This window comes from Bacteroides uniformis (assembly GCF_025147485.1).
In the GTDB taxonomy this organism is placed as follows: domain Bacteria; phylum Bacteroidota; class Bacteroidia; order Bacteroidales; family Bacteroidaceae; genus Bacteroides; species Bacteroides uniformis.
In genome coordinates this window covers 3,516,665-3,541,377 of record NZ_CP102263.1, presented here as the reverse complement: position 1 = coordinate 3,541,377, position 24,713 = coordinate 3,516,665, and the positions used below count along the sequence as shown (strand labels likewise).

The following is a 24,713-nucleotide window of genomic DNA, read 5'->3' as shown; positions in this document are numbered from 1 at the left end:
ATGAAATATATAAAAGTAGTATGGCTAAAGCAGAAATCTTATTCAAGGTCATCCGCAAATGGGAAGGCGGATGGAGTGACCACAAAAATGACAAAGGTGGCAAAACCAATATGGGGATAACCTTGTCTACGTGGAAATCATGTGGTTATGACAAGGATGGTGACGGAGATATTGATGCGGATGATTTACGCATGATTACTCCGGATGACGTTTTTCATGTTTTCAAGAAGTATTATTGGGACCGTTACCAAGCGGACTTCATACACAACCAGTCCATTGCGAACATCTGTGTGGATTGGGTGTGGGCCTCCGGACGTCCCGGTATCACAAGGGTACAACAACTACTGCAAATCAATGTAGACGGCATCGTAGGTCCTCAGACGGTTGCAAGTATCAATCTGGCCAACCAACGGCAGCTGTTCGAAGCTATCAAGACAGACAGAATCCGGTTTATTGAAGAAATCTGTAAAAGGGACCCGTCGCAGCTTGTATTCCGGAAAGGATGGCTGAACCGGGTCAATGATTTCAAGTTCTCTGTCCGCTGAATTCTTGTCCTTTTTTCCACTCTTTTCAGCCTTTAGTTTTGTGTCCGGAACTAAAGGCTTTTTTATGGCAATAACTGAAGAAAAGAGTTTAATGACCTCCGAGAAATTCAATCGAGGAGTTGAGAACTGGACGTGGAAAGTCAGGAATACCTCCGTAAATATTCTACAACGGACACACGCAACCGGCAGATTGCGTAGGGAACTGCAATCCCGTTGGCTGAAAGACCGTGAAGGTGGACCGGCTTATGTCGGTCTGGGTTTCCGCTTTGCCCGGTATGGTGCGTACCGGGAGTATGGCGCCGGGCGTGGATATATCGTCAAGAACGGAATTATAATGAAGGGACATTCGGCATGGAGCGATAAGAAGAAACGTCAGGAACTGCGTTCTTTACGTGTTTCTGAATATCGTATCCGGCGCATGCGTACCGTTGATGAACACTATGCCGTTATCCGGCGAAGTCCCCTACCCTGGTTAGACCCTCCCATTGTGGATAACATCGAATCACTGGCAGATTTATCCGGAGAGTATTACGGTGACCAGGCACTCAAGAATGTGCTTCAGAAGTTTGATAAAATAACAATTGAAAAACGTTATGGCAAAAAGTGACAAGACTGTCAAAAGAGGTGTCTACTTGTACATCGATGGCAAGGAAATTAAGAATGACATCAATTCCATTGATTTGGAGATGAAACGCCTACAGCGTGACATTAAGGAAATGACACGCGGCTCTGAGGAATACAACCGCACCATGGCGAAGATACAGCATCTTCAGGGGATTTTAAAACAGCATCGCCAGGAGATAAAAGGCATCACCACCGAAACCAAGAAAGCGACTGTCAGTATTGGCAGTATGGTAGACTGGTTCAACCGTTTCGGTGGAGTTATCTTGTCCGTAATAGGTTTCCTTACCGGTTTTACCCTTGCCTTGCGCGCCATCAGAGACGAACGCAACAAGTTGGAGGAGTCCCAGGCCGGGCTGAAAGCCTTGACCGGACTTGATGATGACAGCATTGCCTGGTTGACCGGGCAGGCCAAGACGCTTTCCACCACCATGACAAAAGAGGGCTTGCGTGTCCGCCAGTCGGCAGCCGAAATCCTGGATGCGTTCATGCTGGTCGGTTCGGCCAAGCCGGAACTGCTTGGTGACAAGGAAGCGCTCAAGGCTGTTACGGAGGAAGCCATGCGGTTGCAGGCGGCAGCCAAGGACATTACCCTGAACGAAGCGGTTGATTCACTTACCTTATCACTCAACCAATATGGGGCGGCAGCAGACCAGGCAGGACGGTTTACCAACGTATTGGCTGCCGGCTCCCAGGCAGGTTCCGCCAATATCGCAAGCCAGGCAAAGGCTATCCGGAATGCAGGTACCGCAGCGGCTTCGGCCAATGTTCCCATTGAACAGACGGTCGCATTGATTGAAACGCTTGCCTATCGGGGTATAAAGGATGAAGTGGCCGGAACGGGATTGAAGAAATTCTTTCTGGTTCTTCAGACCGGAGCGGACGAGACCAACCCTAAAATCGTCGGGTTGGATAAGGCACTGGAGAATCTGAAGAACAAGAATATGGATGCAGGCGCCATCAAGAAGATGTTCGGGGAGGAAGGCTACAATACCGCATCCGTAATCCTTCAGAACACGGAGATGGTGAAAGACTTCACCGCTGCCGTCACCGGTACCAATGTGGCGTATGAGCAGGCGGCCATAAACAGTGATACTGCACAGGCCAAACTGGAGCAGGCACGCAATAAGATGAAGCTGGCAGCCATTGATTTGGGAGAGAAACTGAATCCGGCTCTGACGGTGAGTACGAATATGCTGACCAATGTGCTCAAGTATTTGCCGGGATTGATTGACTGGTGCAAAAAATGGGGTGGTACTGTATTGTGGCTTAGTACGATATTGCTTGTATATGCTACCCGGCTGAAGATAATTACAGCATGGTATTCTATTTGGAATTCACTTACCAAAATTGCGACAGTTCTCAATTTGGCTTATGCCGCATCAATGAATACATTGTCTGGTTATACAGTGACATCATTTGGAAACTTGCGTAAATTATCAATGCTCATGCAAGGACATTCTGTTTTACTTAAATCACTACGTACCGCCACTTATTTATATGCCGCTGCCGTGCAGGTTTTACACGGGCGCGTTGATTTGGCTGCCAAATCGCTGAAAGCAGCTTGGACTATTATGTCCAGCAATCCGATTGGCTTACTGGTTACATTAGTTCTTGCAGCAGCTACCGCATCCTACAAACTGACACAACGCACCAAAGCTTATTACGACCTAAATAAAGTCAATGAGAAAATTACAGAAAAATCAAATGATGAATATGCGCGTCAATCATCACTGATTGAACAGTTGACCACCAAAATACACAATAATAATCTTTCCAATTTTGAACGTAAAAAGGCAATTGTACAATTGCAGGCTATTATTCCGGATTATAATGCAGAGATTGATAAAGAGGGCAAAATCATCAATGAAAACACAGAGGCACTTGACCGATATAATGCCGTATTAGCAACCAATATCGAATTAAAAGAGGCTGCCGACGAACTGGATAAGCACCGGATCAACCTGATGCGCCTTCAAAAATCCCCGGCATTGAGTGACAATTCACCGATGGGGTCGATGGCTCGCGAGGATGTTCGCAACAAGATTTCCCAAGAAGAAGAGATTGTTGAATCTTTAACTGCACGTTATAAGAAACTGGTACAAGAAAAATGGAAAGCATTGAATCCGAACACTCCTAAAAACAATCCCACCGGAGGCAATGACGGTGGAAAATGTCCGATATGTGGAAACAAACCTTGTACCTGCGATAAAAACAACACTTCCAAAGACAAGTTCGCCCAAGCTGAAGCCGACTACTACCGACGTATCGCTGACATCAAACGGAAGTACCTCGCTGACGATAAGATGACCCAGGAAGAATACAACAAGCAGATGCGGGATGCAGAAATACAACTGCTCAACGATAAGCTGAAGGTCAAGGGGCTTGAGCCTTCAGAGATTCAACGTATCAATGACCAAATACTTGATGCGGAAATAAAGGCGCGTGATGAATTGCGCAGGCTTGATGAACAGTCTGCCAAGGATGAAGAGAAACGCCGTAAGGAGCAGGCAGAAGAGACGTTTTCCCGTTTGGACAAAGAGTACCAAATGCAGGTGGAAGCTGCCGCCATGTATCATTATGAAAACAGGACTTCCGAGGAGGAGTATTTCAATGAGCTGCGCAGACTGCAAGATGTATATTACCATAAGGTTCTCAATGACGCGGCAATCAGTGAGGAGAAGAAAAACCAGGTACGTGAACAGATGCGTAAACGTAATCTGAAGGATGCCCAAAAAGATGCTGAAGAAGAAAAACGGATTGAACGTGAGAAGTTTGACATACTGTCTGACCTGGCGAAAGGCTTCGGAGAGACCATGGCGCAATTCTTCACGGACTCCGAGGTGTCTCTCAAGGACTTCCTGAAGAATATTCTTACTATGTCGCTTGATGCGTTGGAACGTATGATGATTATGGCCGTTACCGAACGCACCATCAAGAATATAGGTTCACTCGGCTTCGTAGGTGTAGCTAAAGCTGCCGGAGAGATTGCTCTGATAACTGCCGCATTTGAGACAGCCAAAGGGCTTATCTCCAATTTCTACACCGGCGGCTTTACTCCGTCCGGTGACTGGAATCAGCCGCAAGGTATTGTACATTCCAATGAATTTGTCGCCAACCGTTTTGCTGTGGCCAACCCGAATCTGCGACCGATATTCGACGCCATTGACGTGGCACAGCGTAGCGGTAATGTTGGTAATCTGACAGCTGAAGACATAGCGGCTGTAGCAGGTTCCGGAAAGAGTACACGTACCGTACCAGCCAAGGCACCTGCTGCCAGCGCCACAACGACGACCAATGACCCGGCTATGGTGGCGATGCTGATAGAATGTACCCGCGTATTGCGGAAGCTTAAAAACAGGCTGGATGCCCCTTTGGTAGCGGAAACTTATGTTACCGGCAAACGGGGTATCAACCAGGCACAAAAAGAATATCAGAAGTTGAACAACAATAAATCACGCAACAAGCAATGACAGAATTATACATTGACGGGCAATTGGCCGCCCTTCCTGAAGGGTTCAACATTACGTTCACCTCCGAGAATCCGTATTTCACCCGCAGTTCCAATTACTCCTTGGACATAGAACTCCCCATGCCTGCCAATCATGCCATATTCAAGCACGTGAACAGACTGGATGTGACGAAAAAAAAGACTATCCTTCCGGCCACACTCATCGTTGACGCCAGATGCCTGCTTTACGGCAGTGCGGTTTTACTCTCAGTAGAAGATGCACTGGTTAAGGTACAGCTCGTATCGGGTAATGCGGAATTTAATCTGCTGACGAATGATGATCTGTATATTGACGAACTTGATTTAGGTACAATCAGTTGGCCGAACAACAATCAGAACCGTTTCCAGCCACCTGCCAATATGGTGAACTACTACGGTTCGGTGGACGACATTGAAGCTGTATGGTTGCCGGTGTTCTATCAGGAAGCCAAATGGGAGAATCTTCAGAACGATGCAATCTATGAGTTCGGCACGAACAATTTTACCCTTTGCCCCTATTATGGCCGTCGATGTGTACAACCATACCTTTTGACAGTCATCAAGAGAATAGTGGAGTATTTTGGCTATACGTTCGATACCTCCTTCTTTGATAACAATTTCTTGCGGAACGTTTATGTATGCAGCGCGGTAAGCAGCAACCGGGTGGCCGCCGCATTGCCGCACTGGACTGTTTCCGAATTCTTTGATGAACTGGAGAAATTCCTTTGTGCGGTTACGGTGGTCAACGAACGCACCAAAGTGGTGAGTCTCGTAGGGCTTAACGATTATTTTACAGAATCCGGAAAGGAGATAATTCCTGCATCTTCCCTGCTACGGGAGTTCACTGTGGATATTGAAGATGAAAAGAATGAGAAAGACTTGAGCACTGGCAATGTGGGCTACAATCTGCCTTCCCATACGGATGACGGCTATCTGCGAATTGAAAGGGACATCATAGAGGCTGCATACAAACAAGAATATGATTCTTACGATGCAATGCTGGCCGCATACAATGGAATGGGTGACAGTGACAAGAAAAGTACAATCTTTATTGTTGGCAAACGGTATTATATCAACTACAATGAAAATGATAAGAATACGCTGCGTGAAGTCAATTTGTATGCGGATTTAATCCGTGACCCGGAATCGTCCGATGTAGAGACCTCACTCGGAATCGTCCCGGCTAAAATTATTCAGTTCAATGTCGGCGTGTATGGCTCTGTAGCTGATTACGATTTGTCCCGTCCGTACACCTCCATGGTATTGAACATACCCGCGGTGGGCTACCAGGCTACTGTTGCCAAGCAGGAGCGCTTCAATGTCCAGGAAGCCATAAACGGTGACGTGGAGCTGAAGGAGAAGCAGGAAAAAAACGGGCACATGGAAGTGGCTGTCAATACCGGCAAGTTCAACCGGCAGAACGTAACTTACAGCGGTCAGACACATGCCTATGATTATGCCTATCCTTTTACGGACTACCAGCAGAAGACCGAAGCACAGCTCACGGACTTCCTTCCGTATTCCCTAAGCTTGAACGATGTTTGTCCGGACAGTGTCGGACATCGGTTGTCGACACTCAGTCTGTTTCACTCCAATATCCCTTACACAATCCAGTTCCAAGCCAATAAGCTGCCAGATGTGAATAAGGTGTTTCTTATAGGCAACAAGCAGTATTTGTGCGAGAAGATTGAGACGGAAATAGATGTTGATGGATTAAGCAAGGTACTGAAGGGGACTTTTTACCGGATAGAATAATAATGTTAAAAAGACATCTGCCTCTCAAAAATAACTCCTTTTTCCCTTGCGTAATTACCAAAAGGTTATTATATTTGCAGTGTCATAATGTATCGCGATCTTTTTATGACTGAAGAAGAAGAGCTAAAGGCTCGGATTGAAGCTGCGAAAAAAGACCTCAGCTTCTTTTCCCTCTATTGGGATGACATTCAGAATACTGATTGGATTTCCGATGAGGAGCTTGAGGAAGGCATCAATGATTGTCTCGATGACTTGAATGATGCACAAGACAAGCTGAATGAAAACGGTAGCCCTCCTTGAGGGGGCTACTTTTTCTCTAACATATAATTTTTAGGCTTATGGACGTACAGAAAGAATTGGGAAAATGGAAGTCGGAATATGTAAAATGCAATACTCCGGAGGAATTGGCCGACCATAAAAAACGTTTCAGGGCTTTTCTGCAGACGCTTTCACCGGAGGATAAAAAAGCGTTTGCGCAAGCATTCCAAGATGGTGCCAGGCAATCAATCAATGAAGCCCAAGCCATTGTGAAAACAGTAGAAATCAGGCAGACCTTAGAAAAAGTATTGCCTTTCGCTTCTATGTCGTATATTGCCCAGCACTATTTTGGCAGAACACGCCAATGGCTATATCAACGGATTAACGGAAGTGCGGTAAACGGCAAACCAGCCAACTTCACCGCTGATGAACTGAATACTCTATCTTTAGCTCTATCTGAGCTTGGCGACATAATGAAAGATACTTCTCGGTCTATCGCGAGGCCGTAAGGTTTTTAATGACAGAGGGGCTTCCACGGGTTGGAAGCCTTTTTTATTTCATTATTCAAATAATCATGAATTAAATTTAGAATAAAAAGTTTTTTTATTTTGTTAAGTTTGATAAAATCACTATTTTAGCAACGCCAAAAAATGAATTAAATGAATCCTTTTCCATAGTGTAACCCATAAGATTGGGTTCAGGTTTATTCATTCCTGTAGGCGCACTATAGTGAAGGATTCGCCATTTAATATTATGACAAACAAAAAATACAAATCTATCAGTATTTCTAATTTAATTATAAATCCAGATAATGATCGTTTTGAGTCTGTTGAGAATGAAAAGCAGGCTATAGACATAATGCTAACAAAATTAGGAGACAAAATTTATTATATTGCGATACATATTTTAGAGAATGGGTTGTCTCCCAAGCCATTTTATGTTATGCCATCAAAGAAATCTAACAAGAAATTTCTTGTAAAGGAAGGAAACAGAAGAACCACAGCATTAAAATTGATGGCTAACCCTAAGTTAATTGATTCTAAAAAACATGCTTCATTAAAGAATCGTTTTTTTAAGCTGCATGAAAGATTTATGGAAACTCCGATTAGAAAAATAATGTGCTATATTTATGATGATGTAGAAGAGGCAGATAAATGGGTTCGATTAGAACATACAGGAGAACAGAATGGAGTTGGTATAGTTGAGTGGAAACCAGAGCAAGTACAGAGATTTGATATAAAACATGGAAAAAATAAGTCTGTAGAAATACAAGCTATTGATTTCATACGAACATCTCCTTTCGTACAAGAAGAAGTAAAGAGGGCTTCCGAAAACATTAAACTCACAAATTTTGCTCGTTTATTAGGAGATAAAAGTGTTCGGGAAATTTTGGGTTTAAAGTATATAAATTCTAAATTAAGTTCTAATCTTGAAGAAGAAGAAATAGCTAAGGCCTTAGGGCAAATTATTTTAGATTTGTCTGATAAAGATTTTAAGGTTAGTTCTATATATAATGCCAAGCAAAGAAAAGATTATATTCAAGGCTTAGGAGAAAAACTGCCTGATAAAAATAAGACAATAGGAGAAGTTTGGAGGTTGGATAATCCATTAGAACAAATTCCTAATTTGGAAGAAGAAGATAATACAGCAAAGAATGAGGGAAGTGATTTGCATTCTAAGGGACATTTAAAGAAGTCTATTCCGACCCAACGTAAAACTCTTATACCCAATAATTGTATTATTAGGATTTCCAATCCAAAAGCAAATAAAATTTATGATGAATTGAAAAAAATAGATGTTCGAAGTTTTGTTAATTGTGCAGCTGTCACTTTGAGAGTTTTTTTAGAATTAAGTGTAGATACTTTCATTGAAAAAAAAGGATTACTTAAAGAAGGAGAAATTTCGGCTTCCAATTCTTCAAGAAGTTTGTATCAGAAGGTTAATGATGCTAGTCAATACTTATATAAAGAGAAAATTGCAGATGAAACAATATTAAAAGCTGTAAAATTATTAACCAAAGAACGTAATTCTATTTGGGGAGTGGATACAATGAATGCTTATGTACATAGTAACAAACTTTCCCCTGTGCCAATAGATATTCAAACAACTTGGGATAATATTCAGGATTTTATGGTAACTTTGTGGTCTCAAATAGAATCAGAATAATTATATGATGCGTTACTCGCCACTTAGATACCCTGGAGGAAAAGGAAAGATATCTTCTTTCTTTTCTGAATTATTTGTTGCAAATAATTTAATAGGGGGAACCTATATAGAACCCTATGTTGGCGGAGGTTCCATAGCTCTTTCTTTGTTAATTAACGGGGTTGCCAATCAAATTATTATAAATGATAAAGATCGCTCATTATTTGCTTTTTGGTATTCTATTTTAAATTATACAGATGAATTCTGCCAGCTAATAGAAAATACTCCTATCACGATTGATACTTGGTATGAACAAAGAGAAATTCAAAAAAACAAAACTAATGCCGAACTATTATCTTTAGGATTTTCGACTTTCTTTTTAAATAGGACAAATCGTTCCGGCATTATAAAAGGGGGAGTTATCGGTGGGCTTAATCAAACTGGGAATTATTTAATTGATGCTCGTTATAATTCTGATGATTTGAAAAAACGTATTAAATTAATAGCTTTATATAAAGACAAAATTGAATTGCATAATTTAGATGCAGTAGAGTTAATTCATAATCTACAGAGTAATCTACCAAATAATTCCTTGTTTTACTTTGATCCACCTTACTACAAAAAAGGTAAGGGTCTCTATATGAATTATTATGATGACCAAGACCATAGAGATATTTATAATGCAATCGCAGGATTAGAAAATATAAAGTGGGTGGTAACTTATGATAAAGAAGATTTTATTCTTGACCTTTATTTAAAATTCCGAATGTACGAATATTCTCTAAATTATAGTGCGGCTACAGTTGGAAAAGGGCAAGAGTATATGATATTCTCTGATAATTGTATTGTTCCAGAAAAAAGTTCCATAAATTTCAACAAGGTAATAACAATCTAAAACTTACTCTATTCACAAGCTGGAGTATCTTCATTATCTACTTCATTAAAGCAAATGATTGTAGAAGTATTAATAAAAAGTTTTCGATTATACAGCAAACAAAAAAATCTCCGTTTTTCTTTTGCCATTTCAAAATAAACCTGCATCTTTGCAGTGCTCTTCATTTTGACAAGGCGAGACTGTTCGCCAACTTTTGCCGTTGGCATTTTTTATGCCCAATGGTATTCTATAGTTCCGACCCCCGTGTGGAGTGTTAATGCACCCACTGCCTTGTCAAGGTGAAGAGCAACGGGAAAGCGGAACTTTCTTTGTTTATAAGTTTTCCAGTTTTTTGGAGAAAGTTCCCTTTCCCGTCTTTAATAACATATTGTTTTATTTTAAATGCTCTTCATTATGACAAAACAATCTCAAAGCGCTCGCGGACGCTATGTATCCGCAGAGAAGGTTCAAGAACTGTTTGCCCAGCTGGGTGTTGAACTGTGCGCAGGACGTAAACGTATCCGTGCAGCACGTAGCGACAAATCCATTTCCATCTATGTCAATGGTGGGACAGTCAACATCACCTTTAATGAGAAAGGAGGCAAAGCATGATGTTCTTTGTTTACCATCTGCAGACCTATTCCCCCAAGAACCGGGCATGGAAAAAGGTTATTGATTATGTAGAGAAGTATAAAAACGTTCTTATCAAGGATGAACTTTCCCTGGATGCACTCAAGCATGAAATAGGCGATACGGTCAACCGCATTAATGCTGAACACCCGAACTTGAAGCGCATGAAATGTACTGCTACCCCTTTGGGACGTGATTGTACCATACGTATCGAGGCCCATGTCATAAGTGGCGGATGCCCGGACACGGTATTCTTTCTCGATATTTGCAAGGTACGTTCCATTTTTCAATTTAGTGAGAAGGCGAATATGCTGGAACAGAAAGGAGGTGAGAATGGATAATACTACCGTTAATGGAATTGTACTTGACGATTCCATATCTAATTGCTTATTGAAATTGCAAAATAATCGAGCGGCATCTCTTGCAGAATTGTTGGATGACAGTATCGGCTTTCTCCTTGAATACAGTGGTTATTTCTATGACAATTCAAAAACATTTTTGGATATTTTAGCAACATTACATAATGCCCGTACCGAATTTTTAGGCCTTATTCCTAATCAGAAAGGAGGTGCCCAATGAAAAAGCCTATAGGATTCCGTTCTTATCAAAACGACGAAGAACCGGACAAACAAGACGAATTAGAGAAGCAACAAGCCGAGCGGCAGAAAGCCATAGCAAACTTCATCGGCCAGAACTATTCACCCATCGGTACCACTTCACAGAAATGTTACAAGACCACCGCTGAACTGGTATATGAGCTGTCGAACATTGTCGATGTCGCTCCGATGGCGCTGGCCAAACAACTGGCTGATGCCGGGTACCATGTAGAATATTTGGCAGGACAACCCTACTGGGTGATGTACGAGAGAGCATAAATTCGTGCGGCTGCACCTCATTTTGTACGAACTTGTACAAATCGGTGCAGCCGCATTTATTTGATAAATAAAACATTATGAATCATCCGCACGATTGTACGGCTTTTGGCCCCTATTATAGGGTGAAGCTATTGAAACATTGCATGCCTTCCCGCTTGCTCTCATCCATGACGTGCGCATAAATCATCGTTTCCCGGATATTGCTATGTCCAAGCAATTTTTGCAGGCTGGATAAGTCTTTTGTTTTCCGGAGATAAATAGTTGCAAACGTATGTCTTCCTGTCTTGGCCGATATTTTTTTGTTAATCCCCAGTTCCTTGGCAATGGCCTTCAACTGTCGGTTAACGACCTGGTCACATTGAACGTTCCTGAACAGACGTCCTTCTTCCCTACCCTCTGCCCATTCTTCCAGAAGTTTTTCCGCAGGTACCGGCATCGGAATCTTTATCGGTTCCGGTTTACAGTTCCGGTTCTTCACACGGTAGTAAGTCAGCACATCATTGTTTACCTGCTCGATACAGAACATACGTGCATCCGTAATGTGCATGCTCGTGAAACACATGAAAAGGAAGAAGGCCAAGGTCAGCTGAAGCTTTTCCGGCAATGTTCTTTGATAGTATAATTGCACAAACTGCATCAGCTCCTCCTCTGTCAGATAGTCCACATCGCTTTTTATTCTTTTGATATGGAATTCCTGGAAAGGATTTTCTTCTATATAGCCCTTTCTGTAGGCTGCGGTGACATATATCTTGATGGTGGACATATTACGTTGTGCGGTTATCTCCGTATTTCCAAGCTCCTTTTTCATGTAAATCAGGTAGTCAGTCAGATAATCCGGAGTAAGGTCCTGGAACTGTAACAGTTCATTATATGCCTTGAACTTTTTCATACAGCTCAGATGATGCTTGAACGTTCCCATCTCTATTCGCCGGCTGTAGGTTTTCATATGCTCCTTCACGAAGTCATGGAAAGTCTTATAATCACTTGGATTGTTATACTCCCGCATGAAAATATCTTTTGTCAAAGCCTGGTTCCTCAGCCGGAACTTCACCAATATATCGTTGACACGTGCTTTCAGGTTACTCACAATAAGATTTATATCCTTTGCTTCCTTACTGTTTCCTTTGAGAAGTCCGCTTTTCTCGTCAAATTTAGCAGCAGGCACAGACACTTTGCAAGGAAGCATTAACTTTTCCTTACCGAGATAAAAGGTTATATATAGCGGAGCATTGCCCTCTTTGGTCAATCTCTGCTTGTTCTGGATGACTCTTACCGTACTCATTTTTGTTTTCTAAATTATTTCTACCCACCGGAAAAGTGGAACTACGGAAAGCTGTGTTTCTGCTATGTTACCTACTTTTTGCACAAATTCTGTCGAAATTGGCAAGGTAGTAAATCGTTGATACCCAGCTAAACGACGAAAGGCAAGCAGCCTTTTTATCGACTACTTGCCTTATCGTTGTGATTCCGTTGCGATTCGAACGCAAGACCCACGCCTTAGAAGGGCGTTGCTCTATCCAGCTGAGCTACGGAACCAGCCTTAATTGCGGTGCAAAGGTACGCTTTTTTACGAATATTGCAAATTTTTGTATCACCTTTTTTCGTTACCTATGTATAAAAGGCTCATTTGCTACATAAAAAGTAATGATTAGTTACCTTTACAAATAAGATACACGGTATTTATATACAGATGTATTAAAACATTTTGCAAATTATCAATGTTACTAATTATAAAAAGTAAAAATATGGAGGAATATTCAAGTAGGAAAAGTAACATTGACCCGAAAAAGAATGAAAGAGTAATAACAACTAAATTTTAAAGAGATGGAATGGGAAAATCAGTTGATACAGGAATTGCAATGGTCAAATAAAATCAGCAATAAGGCGAGTAAGGAATTGGTAGCCCAGGAGATTGCCGGACTGGCCAAAGACGGTGATGTCATAGGAGCAGGCTCCGGCTCTACCGTTTATCTCACTTTGTTTGCATTAGCTCAACGAGTTAAACAAGAATCTTTGCATATAGAAATCATTCCGGCATCTGCCGAAATTTCGATGACATGTATACAGCTTGGCCTGCCGCAAACTACTCTGTGGAATAAGCGTCCGGATTGGACATTCGACGGTGCAGACGAAGTGGATCCGCATAATAACCTCATCAAAGGACGTGGTGGAGCCATGTTTAAGGAGAAACTTCTCATTAAAAGCAGTGGTAAGACTTACATCATTGTCGATGAGAGCAAGCTTGTCAGCAAACTGGGGAGCAAATACCCCATACCGGTGGAAGTGTTTCCACATGCTCTCTCCCATGTGGAAAACGAGATACGCTTATTGGGAGCTTCAAAAATCAGCCTACGTCTTGCAGAAGGAAAAGACGGTCCGGTATTTACCGAAAGCGGTAATTTCATTCTTGACATTCATCTCAGCAACATTGTTCCTGATTTGGAACAGAAACTGAAAGCCATTACCGGGGTTATCGAAAGCGGGCTGTTCATTGGTTATGACATTACAGTCCTAATGGCAAACCGCTGATGTACCAAAGTACAAATAAGGCAGTCCATGCCAATAGAATGACTAAAGAATATCTCCAAGTATACTTCAGTAGTGAACCATAAGTGGATTGCCTATCATATTGCTGCATATAGGTCAAGACAAGTGGCATGTAGAACATAAAAGGTGTTATGGCATTTGTTGCACTGTCACCTATACGGAACGCACATTGGGTCATATCCGGCGAAATGCCCATACTTGCCAATACCGGAACAAAAATGAAAGACATAAAAGCCCATTTAGCTGTGGCAGATACCATAAAGAGATTGACCAGTGCCGTAAAAAGAATGAAGAGAATCAATATCCATAAACTACTCAAAGAGGCGGAGGACAGCAGATTAGCGCCTAAAATGGCAATGCACTTGTCCAAGTGGGAATATTCAAAACAAGCAAACATCTGTGAGGCAAAGAAAGCTATCACAAAATAAACGCCCAGCAGTTTCATCGGCTGCGTAAGTCCTTCTATCACATCACCGTCCGTACGGTATCGGCCGGAGGCAAAACCATAGACCATCCCCATCAAACCTATTCCAAACGAAAGCAAAAACAGAATACCAACTATAAACGGAGAACGAATCAACCCACCATTGACACTCCGCAATATCCCCCATGAAGAGAATGTAGCCCACAGAATAATGGCAATATACAGCAAGCCTGCAAATACAGCTCCCAACATAGCTCTCCGTTCCTTGCGGGACAGTTGTTTGTAGCCATTAAAATGAATATCCCCTGCATACATTCCCAAGTGCGGCAACAAGCTCCTGCGGGTAATATGATTAATGATGAATGCAAGCAGGAACGTGGAAACAAAGAGAAAATAATAATTGCACAGCGGTCCAGTCTGCCCCGGAGCAATATTCATCCTATCAGCCGCTTCTTGCGTTACAGAGGCAATCATGGGGTCTAATGTACTCAAAAACACATTAGCGCTATAGCCACAAGAGACTGAAACATAAGCTGTAATTATACCTCCAATGGGGTGCAGACCGACGGACTGGAACAAAGTTGCAGCTATCGGCAACAGAATGATATATCCTGCATCTCCCACTATATTGGACAACAGTCCTAAGACAATAACCAGCAGAATAATGCGCCAAGGATCACGTGGACGTCGTACCCCCCTGCGAATACATGCATCGATGAAACCCGAATGCTGTGCCACCCCTATTCCGAACATAGCCACAATCACCAGCCCTAACGGAGCGAATCCCGTAAAATTGGTTATGACATGGCGCAGCAGCCAGCGTATGCCCTCCGGACTCAGCAGGCTCTGCACCCGTATTACTTCTCCAGTCTGCGGTTGCAGCACGCTCAGGCCATAGACATCGAATATCCATGAAAGGAGGATGACTGCCAGCGTCAGCAGGAAGAACATCGTAGCGGGATGTGGCATTCGGAGTTTACTCATCGTCGGCTTCCAGATTGTCTATATTCAGGATTCGAAGTTCCAATGCACGCACCACCAGACGAGTGGCATTCACCCCCACCCGTTCACTAGGCGGGAAAAGACGGCCGACCAAGTCATTCTGCCGTTTCTCCAGCGACTTGACTCCAAAAGGCATTCCCCTAAGATTGGCAATCATTTCTTTGGTATAGCCCAGTGCCAAATGACGGAGGAAACGCTCGTCATACTCATCAATATCATAGCTTATGATTGCTTCCTGACGTTTTGCATCATTTAGGACAGATTTCTTGAAGCGTTCCACTATCTTCTCCAGTATCGGATAGTTAAAGACCAGCTTCTTGCCGTCCATCACTGCCTGCACATCGGTTTTGGTCAGCAACTCTCCGGTTTTCAGGATAATGCCGTCGGCACCGGCTTCAAGTACGTCCACCCATAACTTCTCATTCAATATTTCTCCCGTGAATATCAGCACATGTACTCCCGGATAACGCTTGAAGATATTCCGGCAGATGTCCACCCCGATTGTGGTCGAACCTCCCAGTCCCAAGTCCAGCAGAACAAGATCCGGCACGCCGGCTTCAATCAATGTCCAGAACTCCTGCTCAGTCATAGCAGTACCTATTACCTCCGCATTGGGAATTTCATGGCGGAAAATCTCTTCCGTCCCTTTCAGCTCCAACTTGACATCTTCAACGATGATTACTTTAAATTTTTTGTCTTCCATATTTCATTTTTTCGGTAGCGTAAAATATATTGTAAAACCTCCTTCCTTTCCCGGTTCGGCATTGATACGGCATCCCCGGCGTCCGGCAAACTCGTCATGGTCGCGGATAATCTGCTTGCACACCAGATATTCCGTACCATACAGTTCTCCTTTCTCACCGGCCGTCATGCGGGACAAGTCGGGATAGAACAATTGGTTCAATTCTTCACGGGTCTTTTCCCTGCGCATATCTGTAAACAGAAAACGTATAAATTCCCCATCTTCCCGGGCCGACAGACAGACAGCTCCATCCAGAGTTACGGAGCAAGCCTCGTCTATCAGGTTTTCAAGCAGGAAACGCAACTGGTTCCAGTCACCGGTAATCCGTCCTTCCAACAGTTGTATCTTAAAATCAATATGCGCCTTGTTTCCCTTATACACTTTGCGGAAATATTTCCCGGCAGTAGCCATAAGTTCCGGCACAGATATTGTCGCACGCCTGAAAGTCACCTCTTCCAACTGGCGGGAAGCGCATGAACTGAGTGTCGTAAAGATACCTTTGTAATACTCTATCAATTCGCTGATGGCAACCACCGTTTCCCGCTCCTCCGCTTCTGTCTGTTTGCCGGACCGCAGTTTCCCTATCAGCTGCTTTATCTTGTTCGGATAATAAATCGTTTCATGCTTGATGGTCGAGAGACAATTATCCAGCACCATGTTCTGTACATGCAGCAAACTGTCTTCCCAGGAAGCTCGCCGGGCTTCATCTTGAGCCACTTCGATGTCCCGGTATTTCGTAGCCAACTTAACCACTGCATTGAAGATTACAATGGAGACATAACGGGCTATCAGTTCCAAAAGCAAATGGTCGGTCTCCTGCTCCGTACCTTCCCTGCGTTCCAGACACAGCACACCTATGCAACGACACATATTTCCCGCATCCACAACAAGCGGCAATGTTTGTATACCCTTTTCCGATATGTACTCTTGCTGCTCAAAGCAATTCTCCATATATTTCCTCCAGATAGGCAACTCGTCCACGGCGGTATCTTCCACTGGATTGGAAGTGTATTCCAGCTTATGTGTAGTCTCGTTGTATACAGCTATGCTTAACCGGTCGATACTCAAAAGTTCGTTCACTGCATCAAAAGCGGAACCTACAATCTGCCGCGGGATTTCCTTCAATGTATCCTCCTCACGCTGCAACATTTCCTCCGTATCCGAAACCGGCAACAAGGAGGCATTGAACACCTTTCCATTAATTTCCAGTACTTGCTCCAGATTCCAGCGGTTCACCAGACGTTTACGGAAGTAGAGTATGTAATATCCCAACAGCAATACGAACAGCAAAATCACCGCCAGCAAAATGCCCACCATCTTGTTGTTGGTGGAACGCTCCAGCTGCCGGCAATATTCTTCCAAGGATTGGTCTTCTCCCAACAGTTTGTACAAGGTGGTGTAGGCAGCATTATTATAACTATAGTCATCCCATTGCTTCAATGCAAGAAATGAGACTGCCGCTTCATTCCTGATATCCAGAATTACATGGAAATCCGAATTGAACATCTGGTTCCACCAATCCAGTTCCGCAGGCGTCCCGTCTCCGGTCAGCGTCATATAGCGATGTATAGGATGGGCGTATTGCTTGTAATGTTCGTTCAGGCAATACATTGCCGAATCTATGTATTGTAAAGCCAGTTCGTATTCTCCGTCCACATTGCAGTAATAAGCTTCATTGGCATAATCGGAGGCTTCGTCCAGCAAAGCTTCGTATTCATTCTGTGCAAGCAGTGCCAAAGAATCCGGCAACACCTCTCCGGAAGCAGTCTGTTCCACAGCATGCCGGCAGGATGACATGCACAAAAACAACACGACGAGCAACACCGACACAGACTTACGGATACCGGCAGGCAGACGGAAATAAAAACGGCTGCCTTTTCCCAGCCCGCTCTCCACATTGAACAGACAGACCTTGAACAAATCATTCGTCTTGCGATATTTTTCAATGATGCCCTTACAGTTCATCAGTCCAAAGCCACTTCCTTTGTTCTTCCTCAATTCCTCCTTGTCGGGAGCGTCACTCATACCGATGGCTTTTGAGTCATATACTTTTTCTCCCACGATGCGAGCTACATCTTCCGGTGACAATCCACAACCATTATCCTCTACCGAGATTTCCACGTAATCCTCCTCCTGCCGTGCATATACTTTCACCATACCGCCCTGAGGGGTATATTTACGGGCATTCTCTGCCAGTGTATTTATCATAAACAATGTAAGGGCTTTGTCTGCCTTCACCCGGATATCCGTAGGCTGCACCTCCAACGACTGTCTCTTCATCTCGAATGTACGGCTTCCTTTCCTGAGCAGCTCGAAAAGTTCATTCAATTCGAACGTCTCTATGTTCAGGCTAAGGCTTCCTTGCTTCATCTTTATCCAAAGGGCAAGAATATCATTGTATTCGTTGATGGTAGTAACCAACTCGTCGATATACTGGTATTTCTCCTCCTTTATCCGTTCCTCTTTGATGAATCCTTTTTGAGTCAGTTTCTGCACTTCGTTGATGATACGGTCTATGTACGGATGAATCCCGTTGACAATAGCCATACATGCTTTCTTTATCAGATTTTGCCGTTTGTTCCCCGCGATGTGCTGCTCGTAAATGTAGCGTTGCTTTTCCAGTCTGCGGCGCTCATCCCCAAGGGAGATGGACGTCATGCCGTTGTCGATTGCCCATTGGATATAGGGGGTTATCACCCGTACCATCGCCTGCTCATCCTTGCTCATCCGACGCGGGAACACTAATTGCCCGTTGTCTATGCGGATGTCCTTCACTCCAAACAGCTTTTCCAATTCCGGGCAGACAGCCGTCCGGATAGAGTCGATGATTTCCTCCTCAGTCTGTGCATCTGCCGGAATGGATGCCGTTATCTTCTGACAGATATCCAGCATCAGCTGCAGACGGCGGAGATGCACTCTGTTCCGGTCTTTGGAACGCTTGTTGAAAAACCAGAAAAAGAGGGATACAAGCACGAAGCCCACAATGACCAGTGACAACACGACGTTGAGCTGCCCCGCCTCCTTTTCCAATGCTTGATAGCGGCTTTCCAGCTCTTTATCCTGGCGTGTATCTTCAAGGATATCCAGGTAAATATTGCGGTTATAGTCTGATTTTTCTTTCATCCCGAGTCCTGCATACGAAACGCTCAACTGTTCACGAATACGTGAAATCCACTCGGGCACGGTTTTCAGTTTCTGCTCCATCCATGCCTTCTCCGCACAAATCGTATCTCGACGGTCAAATGCTTTCAGCCAGTCCAAACTATCGTGGCAGTCATAGAAAAGGCGGTGATGGTCATTTACACATTCCAGAGCAAGTTTTAGCGTGTCAAGAGCTTCTGTATAGTGACTGTGGGCATTCAGGTATTTGCCGATAGATACATATGCACCTGCTATCTGATACAAATCCTTGTATTGGCTGAATTTTTGCAATGCCAACTGCCCCAGACGCATGGGAAGCAGCGAATCTACCGGTACTCCAAAACGTGTCAAGGCATGGGAGCGGCGGTCTTGAAAAAATGCGTAATTATCCGGTGAAGCCATCAAGTTGGCAAGTCCCTGCACTCCATTGCCCTCAAAGTAAAGATAGCCCTTGCGCGAAGCCAACTGCCATGCGGTATAGAGCTCATCAAATTCTCTCAGTCTTCGCTCATCCGGTGTCTCACCCTCGCATAAGGCAGCAGAACCTTTGATGTAGTGATAATACAACAGCTGATTGGTATCTGCCAGCAACTCTTGTTTTTTAGTAACTTCATTAATAGAGGCTACAGCTTCCGGACGCTGTTGCAAATAATAATAATACACAGCAGATACAATATAAAATTCCGAACGGGCATAATTCAAACGCATTTGCTCGTGTTGGTCCACAAACAGATTGTCATCCTCCGCTATTCTTTTCATACGGTGCAAGGCACTATTGCGATAATCGTAGAACTCCTTGTTCAACGCCGTCCGCTGATAAATCTTCATCAAACCGATGTCGGCAATAAGGAGTTCCAGTTCATTCTTGGTCAGATTATAGACATCCATATGAAACTTTTCGGCCTGCTCAAAATCCATGCGCATAAAAGCACAAAAGCCCAGATTATTGGATGCTTCCGCTTTTCCTTGTTTATAGAGGCTGACTTCACGGTAGGCCCTTGATGCCGCATGGCAGGATGAATCCAGGTTTTTATAACGAAAAGCATAAGCCACCTGGTTTAGAGAGTCGATAAGGCGTACTTCCTTCATGGGTGCCGTTCCCACACACGAAACCATTGTTGTACAAAGGCACAACAACCCCGCAAACCATATAAAAGAAAGTCGTTTCATAAAGCAAAGCTACGAATAAATCCGGGAAAGAAAAATAATTTTTATACAATAACTCTTGTTTTATGTAACGGGAAATTCCTACCTTTGCATGCAAATTAACAAATAGGTAACATCTATTACACAAATGAGCGAAAAAGCACCCTTTATGGTATTCTCCGGAACAAATTCGAGATACCTTGCAGAGAAAATCTGCGCTAGCCTTGATTGCCCTCTGGGAAAGATGAACATCACCCATTTTGCAGATGGTGAGTTTGCAGTCTCTTATGAGGAATCTATCCGTGGCTCGCATGTATTCCTGGTTCAATCAACCTTCCCTAATTCTGACAACTTGATGGAACTTCTGCTGATGGTTGATGCTGCTAAAAGAGCATCGGCAAAAAGCGTTGTAGCCGTTATCCCTTACTTCGGTTGGGCACGTCAGGACAGAAAAGACAAACCCCGTGTTTCCATCGGCGCCAAGCTGGTGGCCGACCTGCTCTCTGTTGCAGGTATCGACCGTCTGATTACGATGGACCTTCATGCAGACCAGATTCAAGGTTTCTTCAATATTCCGGTGGATCATTTGTATGCATCAGCAGTATTCCTCCCCTATATTGAATCCTTGAAACTGGAAGACTTGGTAATCGCCACCCCGGATGTCGGCGGTTCAAAACGCGCCAGCACATTCTCCAAATACCTCGGTGTACCCCTGGTATTGTGCAACAAGACACGCGAAAAAGCAAACGTGGTTGCCACCATGCAAATCATCGGTGATGTAAAAGACAAGAATGTAGTATTGGTAGACGATATTGTAGATACAGCAGGAACCATTACCAAGGCTGCCAACATCATGCTGGAAGCAGGAGCCAAATCTGTCCGTGCCATTGCCAGCCACTGCGTAATGTCCGACCCTGCTTCTTTCCGTGTACAAGAATCCGCACTAACGGAAATGGTATTTACTGATAGTATCCCCTACTCTAAAAAATGTGACAAGGTTAAACAGTTGAGCATTGCCGATATGTTCGCCGAAACCATCAAGCGGGTGATGAACAATGAATCAATCAGTTCACAATACATTATCTAACCGCGGAGCGGTTAGAAATTAAAAATTAAAGGCTGCGCGGTTCTGAAGTGAACATTGCGCAGCCTTTAATTTTTAATTTCTAATTTTTAATTCTAATTCTCCAGCCTTCCCATCTTGTAGGTTCCTTTTCGTATCACCTTTCCGTTCTTGTCTGTTTCTACAAACGGACCGTGTTTCTTGCCTTGTTTGAAGAAGCCTTCATAACGGTTTCCGTTCTTGTCCTCCTGGATACCGCTACCTTCTTCCATACCGTTCACAAAACCGCCTTTATATTTGGTTCCATCGGTCTGAATCAGGGTACCTTGGCCGTTGAACTTATTGTCTTTCCATTCACCTTCGTAAGAGTCACCTACATTCCATTTGTAAGTACCGTATCCGTCACGTTGGTTATCTTTCCAATTACCTTCGTAAACGGCGCCGCTTGCCCACGTAAATGTGCCGTGGCCTTCCTGCTTTCCATCCTTGAAGCTGCCCACATACTTGTTGCCGCTGGCATGGTAATAAATGCCCTCTCCGGTACGTTCACCTTGAACATAAGAACCTTCGTAACGGTCGCCGGTATGGAAAAAGTAAATACCTTTGCCATGCTGCATGTCGTCCTTCCAGTCACCTACATATTTGTCGCCGTTGGCATATTCAAAAGTTCCTTTACCGTCCCGGACATCATTTTTCCACTCCCCGTCATATTTGGAACCGTCATTCCAGGTCAGTGTTCCTTTGCCGTCTTTCTTGTCATTCTTCCACGAGCCTACATACTTGGAACCGTTCTTCCAGGTATACGTTCCTTGGCCTTCGCGTTTATCATTCACCCAGTCGCCCTCATAAATATCACCATTGTAATAGTACATGGTTCCTTTACCGTGCTGGTAATCCTGAAACCACATGCCGTCATAACGGTTGTTATTCATAAAATAGTAGATACCCCTACCATGCTGCTGGTCTTGAAACCATTGCCCCTCATACTTTTCACCGTCGGGAAACATATATGTACCGTAGCCTTCACGCTTGCCCTTCACATACTCACCCTCGTAGACGTCGCCGTTCTTGAAAACGGTCTTCCCCTTTCCATTGGGCTTGCGGCCTTTTATTTCACCGGTATAGACGGCCCCGTTATCTTTGAACGTATAGGTACCTATCTTTATCTCCGAAGAGAATGTACTTTTCACTTTATCGAAAAAGCCGCTTTTTTTTTCCTGGGCAGTGGCTCCACCTTGGCATAAGAAAGCCAGAATGAGTGCAGTATATAGATATTTCATTAATTGATAATTGATAGTTGATAATTGACAAAGGTAGGATTTATCCGGTAAAATGATGCGATAACTCCCGCTTTTTATGACATTTTTTTGCCGCACACTATTTCTTTTAATTTCTCTTTGCATAAATGCCGCCCTGCAAGTTCACGGATTTCTTGTGGAGTAACCTCCTTGACAGCATCCAGTGCTTCGGCAAAGTAGGTATCCTGCAAGCCCGATACCTGCACAAAAATCCAGGCATCTGCCAACGAGAATGCAGATTCATAACTACGGCACATGTCTCCCAACATATAGTTCTTCACCATGGAAAGCTCTCCATCGGAAGCCAGCTCGTTCTGAAGGCGGTCTATTTCATGATAAACCTCACCGATAAGAGGCTCCACAAATTCGTTGGCGGCTTCGGCACTGACCGCCAACACTCCCTGCCCCGGATAGGGCATGATGGCTGCGGAGATACCGTATGTGTATCCTTTATCTTCCCGGATATTGGACATCAGGCGACTGCCAAAATAACCCCCGAACAGTGTGACCAGTACGCGGGCCTTCAAGTAGTCCGGATGATTACGGTCCAGGGAAAGCATGCCCATACGGACGGCACTTTGCAGGGCGTCCGGACGTTCGATGAAGATACGTTTTCCGGAGGTGGTAACCGGATGGAATTCAGTCTTCTCCGGTTTGCGGAAATCCGTACCGAAAGCCTCGCAGCCAAACAAGGACTCTATCCTGTGGATGCAATCACCGGTTACCTTACCCGAGAGATAGATGCTGCAATTATTGGAATGATAGTAACGGTCATAAAACTCGCGTAGCACCGCAGGAGTGATGCGCCGATAATCCTCTTCCTGCACCAGACGTCCACCGGGATGCTGCCCGCCGTACAGAGCCTTCACCAATCCGCGGTGCGCCAGAAAGTCCACCTTGGAAGAGTTGACAAGAAACTGCTGGATATTGTTGTCTACAATCACTCCCAGCTCTTTCTCAGGAAATACCGGCTCTTTGACGATAGACTCCAATATGTCAAGCGTTTGGGGAAGGTATTTATTCAGAGAATAAAGGGTGACATAGGCATACTCGGATGCACTGGACAATTCCAGCCAGGCTCCGTAATAGTCCAGCTTTTCCGCTATCTGGGCGGCATCGTAGCGTCGGGTTCCCTCGCGAAGCATGCGGTTCGTAAACAACGCCTGCAAGGGCTGTTTCTGTTGCCATCGGCCGCCTGCCATGAGGAGATCGATACGTGTCACTTCATTGTCACCGGCATTGAGCACACTCAATGGCACGCCATTAGGCAACTTGATACGTTCCGGCCTTTGCACCACCAGTTGTTCCGGTTCAAGAATCCGGGGTTGGTCACTTCGGTTCAGCATGGGCTTTCTAGTTTACAGCCCATGGCTTTTAAGAAATTCTTCTGCCCGTTCCAAATCTTGAGGAGTATCTATGCCGATAGTTTCTACATCCGTGATACCTGCTTTGATAGTGTATCCGTTTTCCAACCAACGAAGCTGTTCCAATGATTCGGCAATCTCGAGGGATGACTGCGGAAGGGCGGTTATCTCTTTCAGTACCTCTACGCGATAGGCATAAAGGCCGATATGCTTATAATACGTATGGTTCTCCAGCCAGTCTTCCTTCGCCGCATTGCGCTGGTAGGGAATGATGGAACGGCTAAAATAGAGGGCATTCCTGTTTTTGTTGAGCACAACCTTCGGAGAGTTCACATTTTCCAGTGCCTCAAAACCATTATCTACCGTAAAGGGTTTCACCAGAGTGGCTATCTGGGTGGCCGGATCGTCGAAACATGCTTTGACGGCTTGTAACTGCGAAGGCTGGATGAAAGGCTCATCCCCCTGGATATTCACCACGACATCAAACTGTCCTCCTATTTTTGTACAAGCTTCCTGACAGCGGTCGGTGCCGCTTTTATGTTCGGTGGAAGTCATTACCACCTTTCCTCCGAATGCTTTTACTGCGGCTTCAATACGCTCATCGTCCGTAGCCACGTATGCATCGTCCAAGATTCCTGCCACTTGCTCGTATACTCGCTGTATCACGGTTTTTCCACCTAACACCGCCAATGGTTTGGCTGGAAAACGCGTAGATGCGTAACGGGCAGGTATGATTCCTAAAAATTTCATTTTCAATCTTCGTTTTTTAAAATGAGAGTGTGTCCGAAAGTGT

The 24,713-nt window shown here is 44.2% G+C and carries 21 protein-coding genes and 1 tRNA gene; 14 read left to right on the top strand and 8 right to left on the bottom strand.

Annotated features, from left to right (window positions below; genetic code table 11):
- Nucleotides 1-20: 20 nt before the first annotated feature.
- From NQ510_RS14170 to NQ510_RS14115, 12 genes are all read left to right on the top strand, one after another.
- Nucleotides 21-545: a glycoside hydrolase family 108 protein gene (locus tag NQ510_RS14170; RefSeq protein ID WP_005829027.1), complete on the top strand. Its 525-nt coding sequence runs from the start codon at nt 21-23 to the stop codon at nt 543-545.
- 64 nt (nt 546-609) lie between these two features.
- Nucleotides 610-1,152: a hypothetical protein gene (locus NQ510_RS14165; protein WP_005829029.1), complete on the top strand. Its 543-nt coding sequence runs from the start codon at nt 610-612 to the stop codon at nt 1,150-1,152.
- A complete protein-coding gene (locus NQ510_RS14160) occupies nt 1,139-4,639 on the top strand; it encodes a phage tail tape measure protein (protein ID WP_005829031.1) in 3,501 nt (1,166 codons plus the stop codon). Before NQ510_RS14165 ends, NQ510_RS14160 begins: the two co-directional genes overlap by 14 nt.
- On the top strand, nt 4,636-6,411 hold the full coding sequence (locus NQ510_RS14155; RefSeq protein ID WP_005829033.1) for a hypothetical protein: 1,776 nt from the start codon (nt 4,636-4,638) through the stop codon (nt 6,409-6,411). The genes NQ510_RS14160 and NQ510_RS14155 overlap by 4 nt, the downstream gene beginning before the upstream one ends.
- A 105-nt stretch (nt 6,412-6,516) precedes the next feature.
- On the top strand, nt 6,517-6,711 hold the full coding sequence (locus tag NQ510_RS14150; protein ID WP_005837025.1) for a hypothetical protein: 195 nt from the start codon (nt 6,517-6,519) through the stop codon (nt 6,709-6,711).
- 38 nt (nt 6,712-6,749) lie between these two features.
- Nucleotides 6,750-7,178 carry a DUF5053 domain-containing protein gene (locus NQ510_RS14145; protein ID WP_005829037.1) on the top strand — a complete coding sequence of 143 codons (429 nt, stop codon included), beginning with the start codon at nt 6,750-6,752 and terminating at the stop codon, nt 7,176-7,178.
- 244 nt (nt 7,179-7,422) lie between these two features.
- Entirely contained in the window at nt 7,423-8,835 is a 1,413-nt protein-coding gene (locus tag NQ510_RS14140; RefSeq protein WP_005837023.1) for a hypothetical protein, read from the top strand.
- A 4-nt stretch (nt 8,836-8,839) separates the two neighbouring features.
- Nucleotides 8,840-9,709 carry a DNA adenine methylase gene (locus tag NQ510_RS14135; RefSeq protein ID WP_005829044.1) on the top strand — a complete coding sequence of 290 codons (870 nt, stop codon included), beginning with the start codon at nt 8,840-8,842 and terminating at the stop codon, nt 9,707-9,709.
- 393 nt (nt 9,710-10,102) lie between these two features.
- On the top strand, nt 10,103-10,300 hold the full coding sequence (locus tag NQ510_RS14130) for a hypothetical protein (RefSeq protein ID WP_227239044.1): 198 nt from the start codon (nt 10,103-10,105) through the stop codon (nt 10,298-10,300).
- Nucleotides 10,297-10,659, top strand: coding sequence for a hypothetical protein (locus tag NQ510_RS14125; RefSeq protein ID WP_005829050.1), 363 nt, complete (start codon nt 10,297-10,299; stop codon nt 10,657-10,659). Before NQ510_RS14130 ends, NQ510_RS14125 begins: the two co-directional genes overlap by 4 nt.
- The gene (locus NQ510_RS14120) at nt 10,652-10,897 is read left to right on the top strand and encodes a hypothetical protein (protein WP_005829052.1); all 246 of its coding nucleotides are present in this window, start codon (nt 10,652-10,654) and stop codon (nt 10,895-10,897) included. Before NQ510_RS14125 ends, NQ510_RS14120 begins: the two co-directional genes overlap by 8 nt.
- On the top strand, nt 10,894-11,193 hold the full coding sequence (locus NQ510_RS14115; RefSeq protein ID WP_005829055.1) for a hypothetical protein: 300 nt from the start codon (nt 10,894-10,896) through the stop codon (nt 11,191-11,193). The genes NQ510_RS14120 and NQ510_RS14115 overlap by 4 nt, the downstream gene beginning before the upstream one ends.
- A gap of 115 nt (nt 11,194-11,308) precedes the next feature.
- Here NQ510_RS14115 and NQ510_RS14110 read toward each other — a convergent pair whose 3' ends face one another.
- Nucleotides 11,309-12,475, bottom strand: a complete 1,167-nt coding sequence (locus NQ510_RS14110; RefSeq protein WP_005829057.1) for a site-specific integrase — start codon at nt 12,473-12,475, stop codon at nt 11,309-11,311.
- Between the two features lie 180 nt (nt 12,476-12,655).
- Nucleotides 12,656-12,729, bottom strand: a tRNA-Arg gene (locus NQ510_RS14105).
- Between the two features lie 288 nt (nt 12,730-13,017).
- On the opposite strand from NQ510_RS14105, the gene rpiA reads away from it, so the two are divergent.
- Nucleotides 13,018-13,722, top strand: a complete 705-nt coding sequence (gene rpiA, locus NQ510_RS14100) for a ribose 5-phosphate isomerase A (protein WP_005829061.1) — start codon at nt 13,018-13,020, stop codon at nt 13,720-13,722.
- Here the strand turns inward: rpiA and NQ510_RS14095 are convergent.
- From NQ510_RS14095 to NQ510_RS14085, 3 genes are read right to left on the bottom strand one after another with little or no spacing between them, the layout of a single operon-like run.
- Nucleotides 13,697-15,148 carry an AbgT family transporter gene (locus tag NQ510_RS14095; protein WP_005829063.1) on the bottom strand — a complete coding sequence of 484 codons (1,452 nt, stop codon included), beginning with the start codon at nt 15,146-15,148 and terminating at the stop codon, nt 13,697-13,699. The two genes, rpiA and NQ510_RS14095, sit on opposite strands and share 26 nt — an antisense overlap.
- Nucleotides 15,141-15,869 carry a DUF5932 domain-containing protein gene (locus NQ510_RS14090; RefSeq protein WP_005829066.1) on the bottom strand — a complete coding sequence of 243 codons (729 nt, stop codon included), beginning with the start codon at nt 15,867-15,869 and terminating at the stop codon, nt 15,141-15,143. The genes NQ510_RS14095 and NQ510_RS14090 overlap by 8 nt, the downstream gene beginning before the upstream one ends.
- A 3-nt stretch (nt 15,870-15,872) precedes the next feature.
- The gene (locus NQ510_RS14085) at nt 15,873-20,219 is read right to left on the bottom strand and encodes an ATP-binding protein (protein ID WP_008663579.1); all 4,347 of its coding nucleotides are present in this window, start codon (nt 20,217-20,219) and stop codon (nt 15,873-15,875) included.
- Between the two features lie 124 nt (nt 20,220-20,343).
- On the opposite strand from NQ510_RS14085, the gene NQ510_RS14080 reads away from it, so the two are divergent.
- Nucleotides 20,344-21,282, top strand: a complete 939-nt coding sequence (locus NQ510_RS14080) for a ribose-phosphate pyrophosphokinase (RefSeq protein WP_005829068.1) — start codon at nt 20,344-20,346, stop codon at nt 21,280-21,282.
- A 92-nt stretch (nt 21,283-21,374) separates the two neighbouring features.
- Here NQ510_RS14080 and NQ510_RS14075 read toward each other — a convergent pair whose 3' ends face one another.
- The 3 genes from NQ510_RS14075 to kdsB form a co-directional block, all read right to left on the bottom strand.
- Nucleotides 21,375-22,538 (bottom strand): MORN repeat-containing protein, encoded by a 1,164-nt coding sequence (locus NQ510_RS14075; RefSeq protein ID WP_005829069.1) that lies wholly within the window; start codon nt 22,536-22,538, stop codon nt 21,375-21,377.
- 74 nt (nt 22,539-22,612) lie between these two features.
- The gene (locus NQ510_RS14070) at nt 22,613-23,902 is read right to left on the bottom strand and encodes a M16 family metallopeptidase (protein WP_005829070.1); all 1,290 of its coding nucleotides are present in this window, start codon (nt 23,900-23,902) and stop codon (nt 22,613-22,615) included.
- Nucleotides 23,903-23,914: 12 nt separating this feature from the next.
- Nucleotides 23,915-24,670: a 3-deoxy-manno-octulosonate cytidylyltransferase gene (kdsB, locus tag NQ510_RS14065; protein WP_005829071.1), complete on the bottom strand. Its 756-nt coding sequence runs from the start codon at nt 24,668-24,670 to the stop codon at nt 23,915-23,917.
- Nucleotides 24,671-24,713 lie beyond the last annotated feature (43 nt).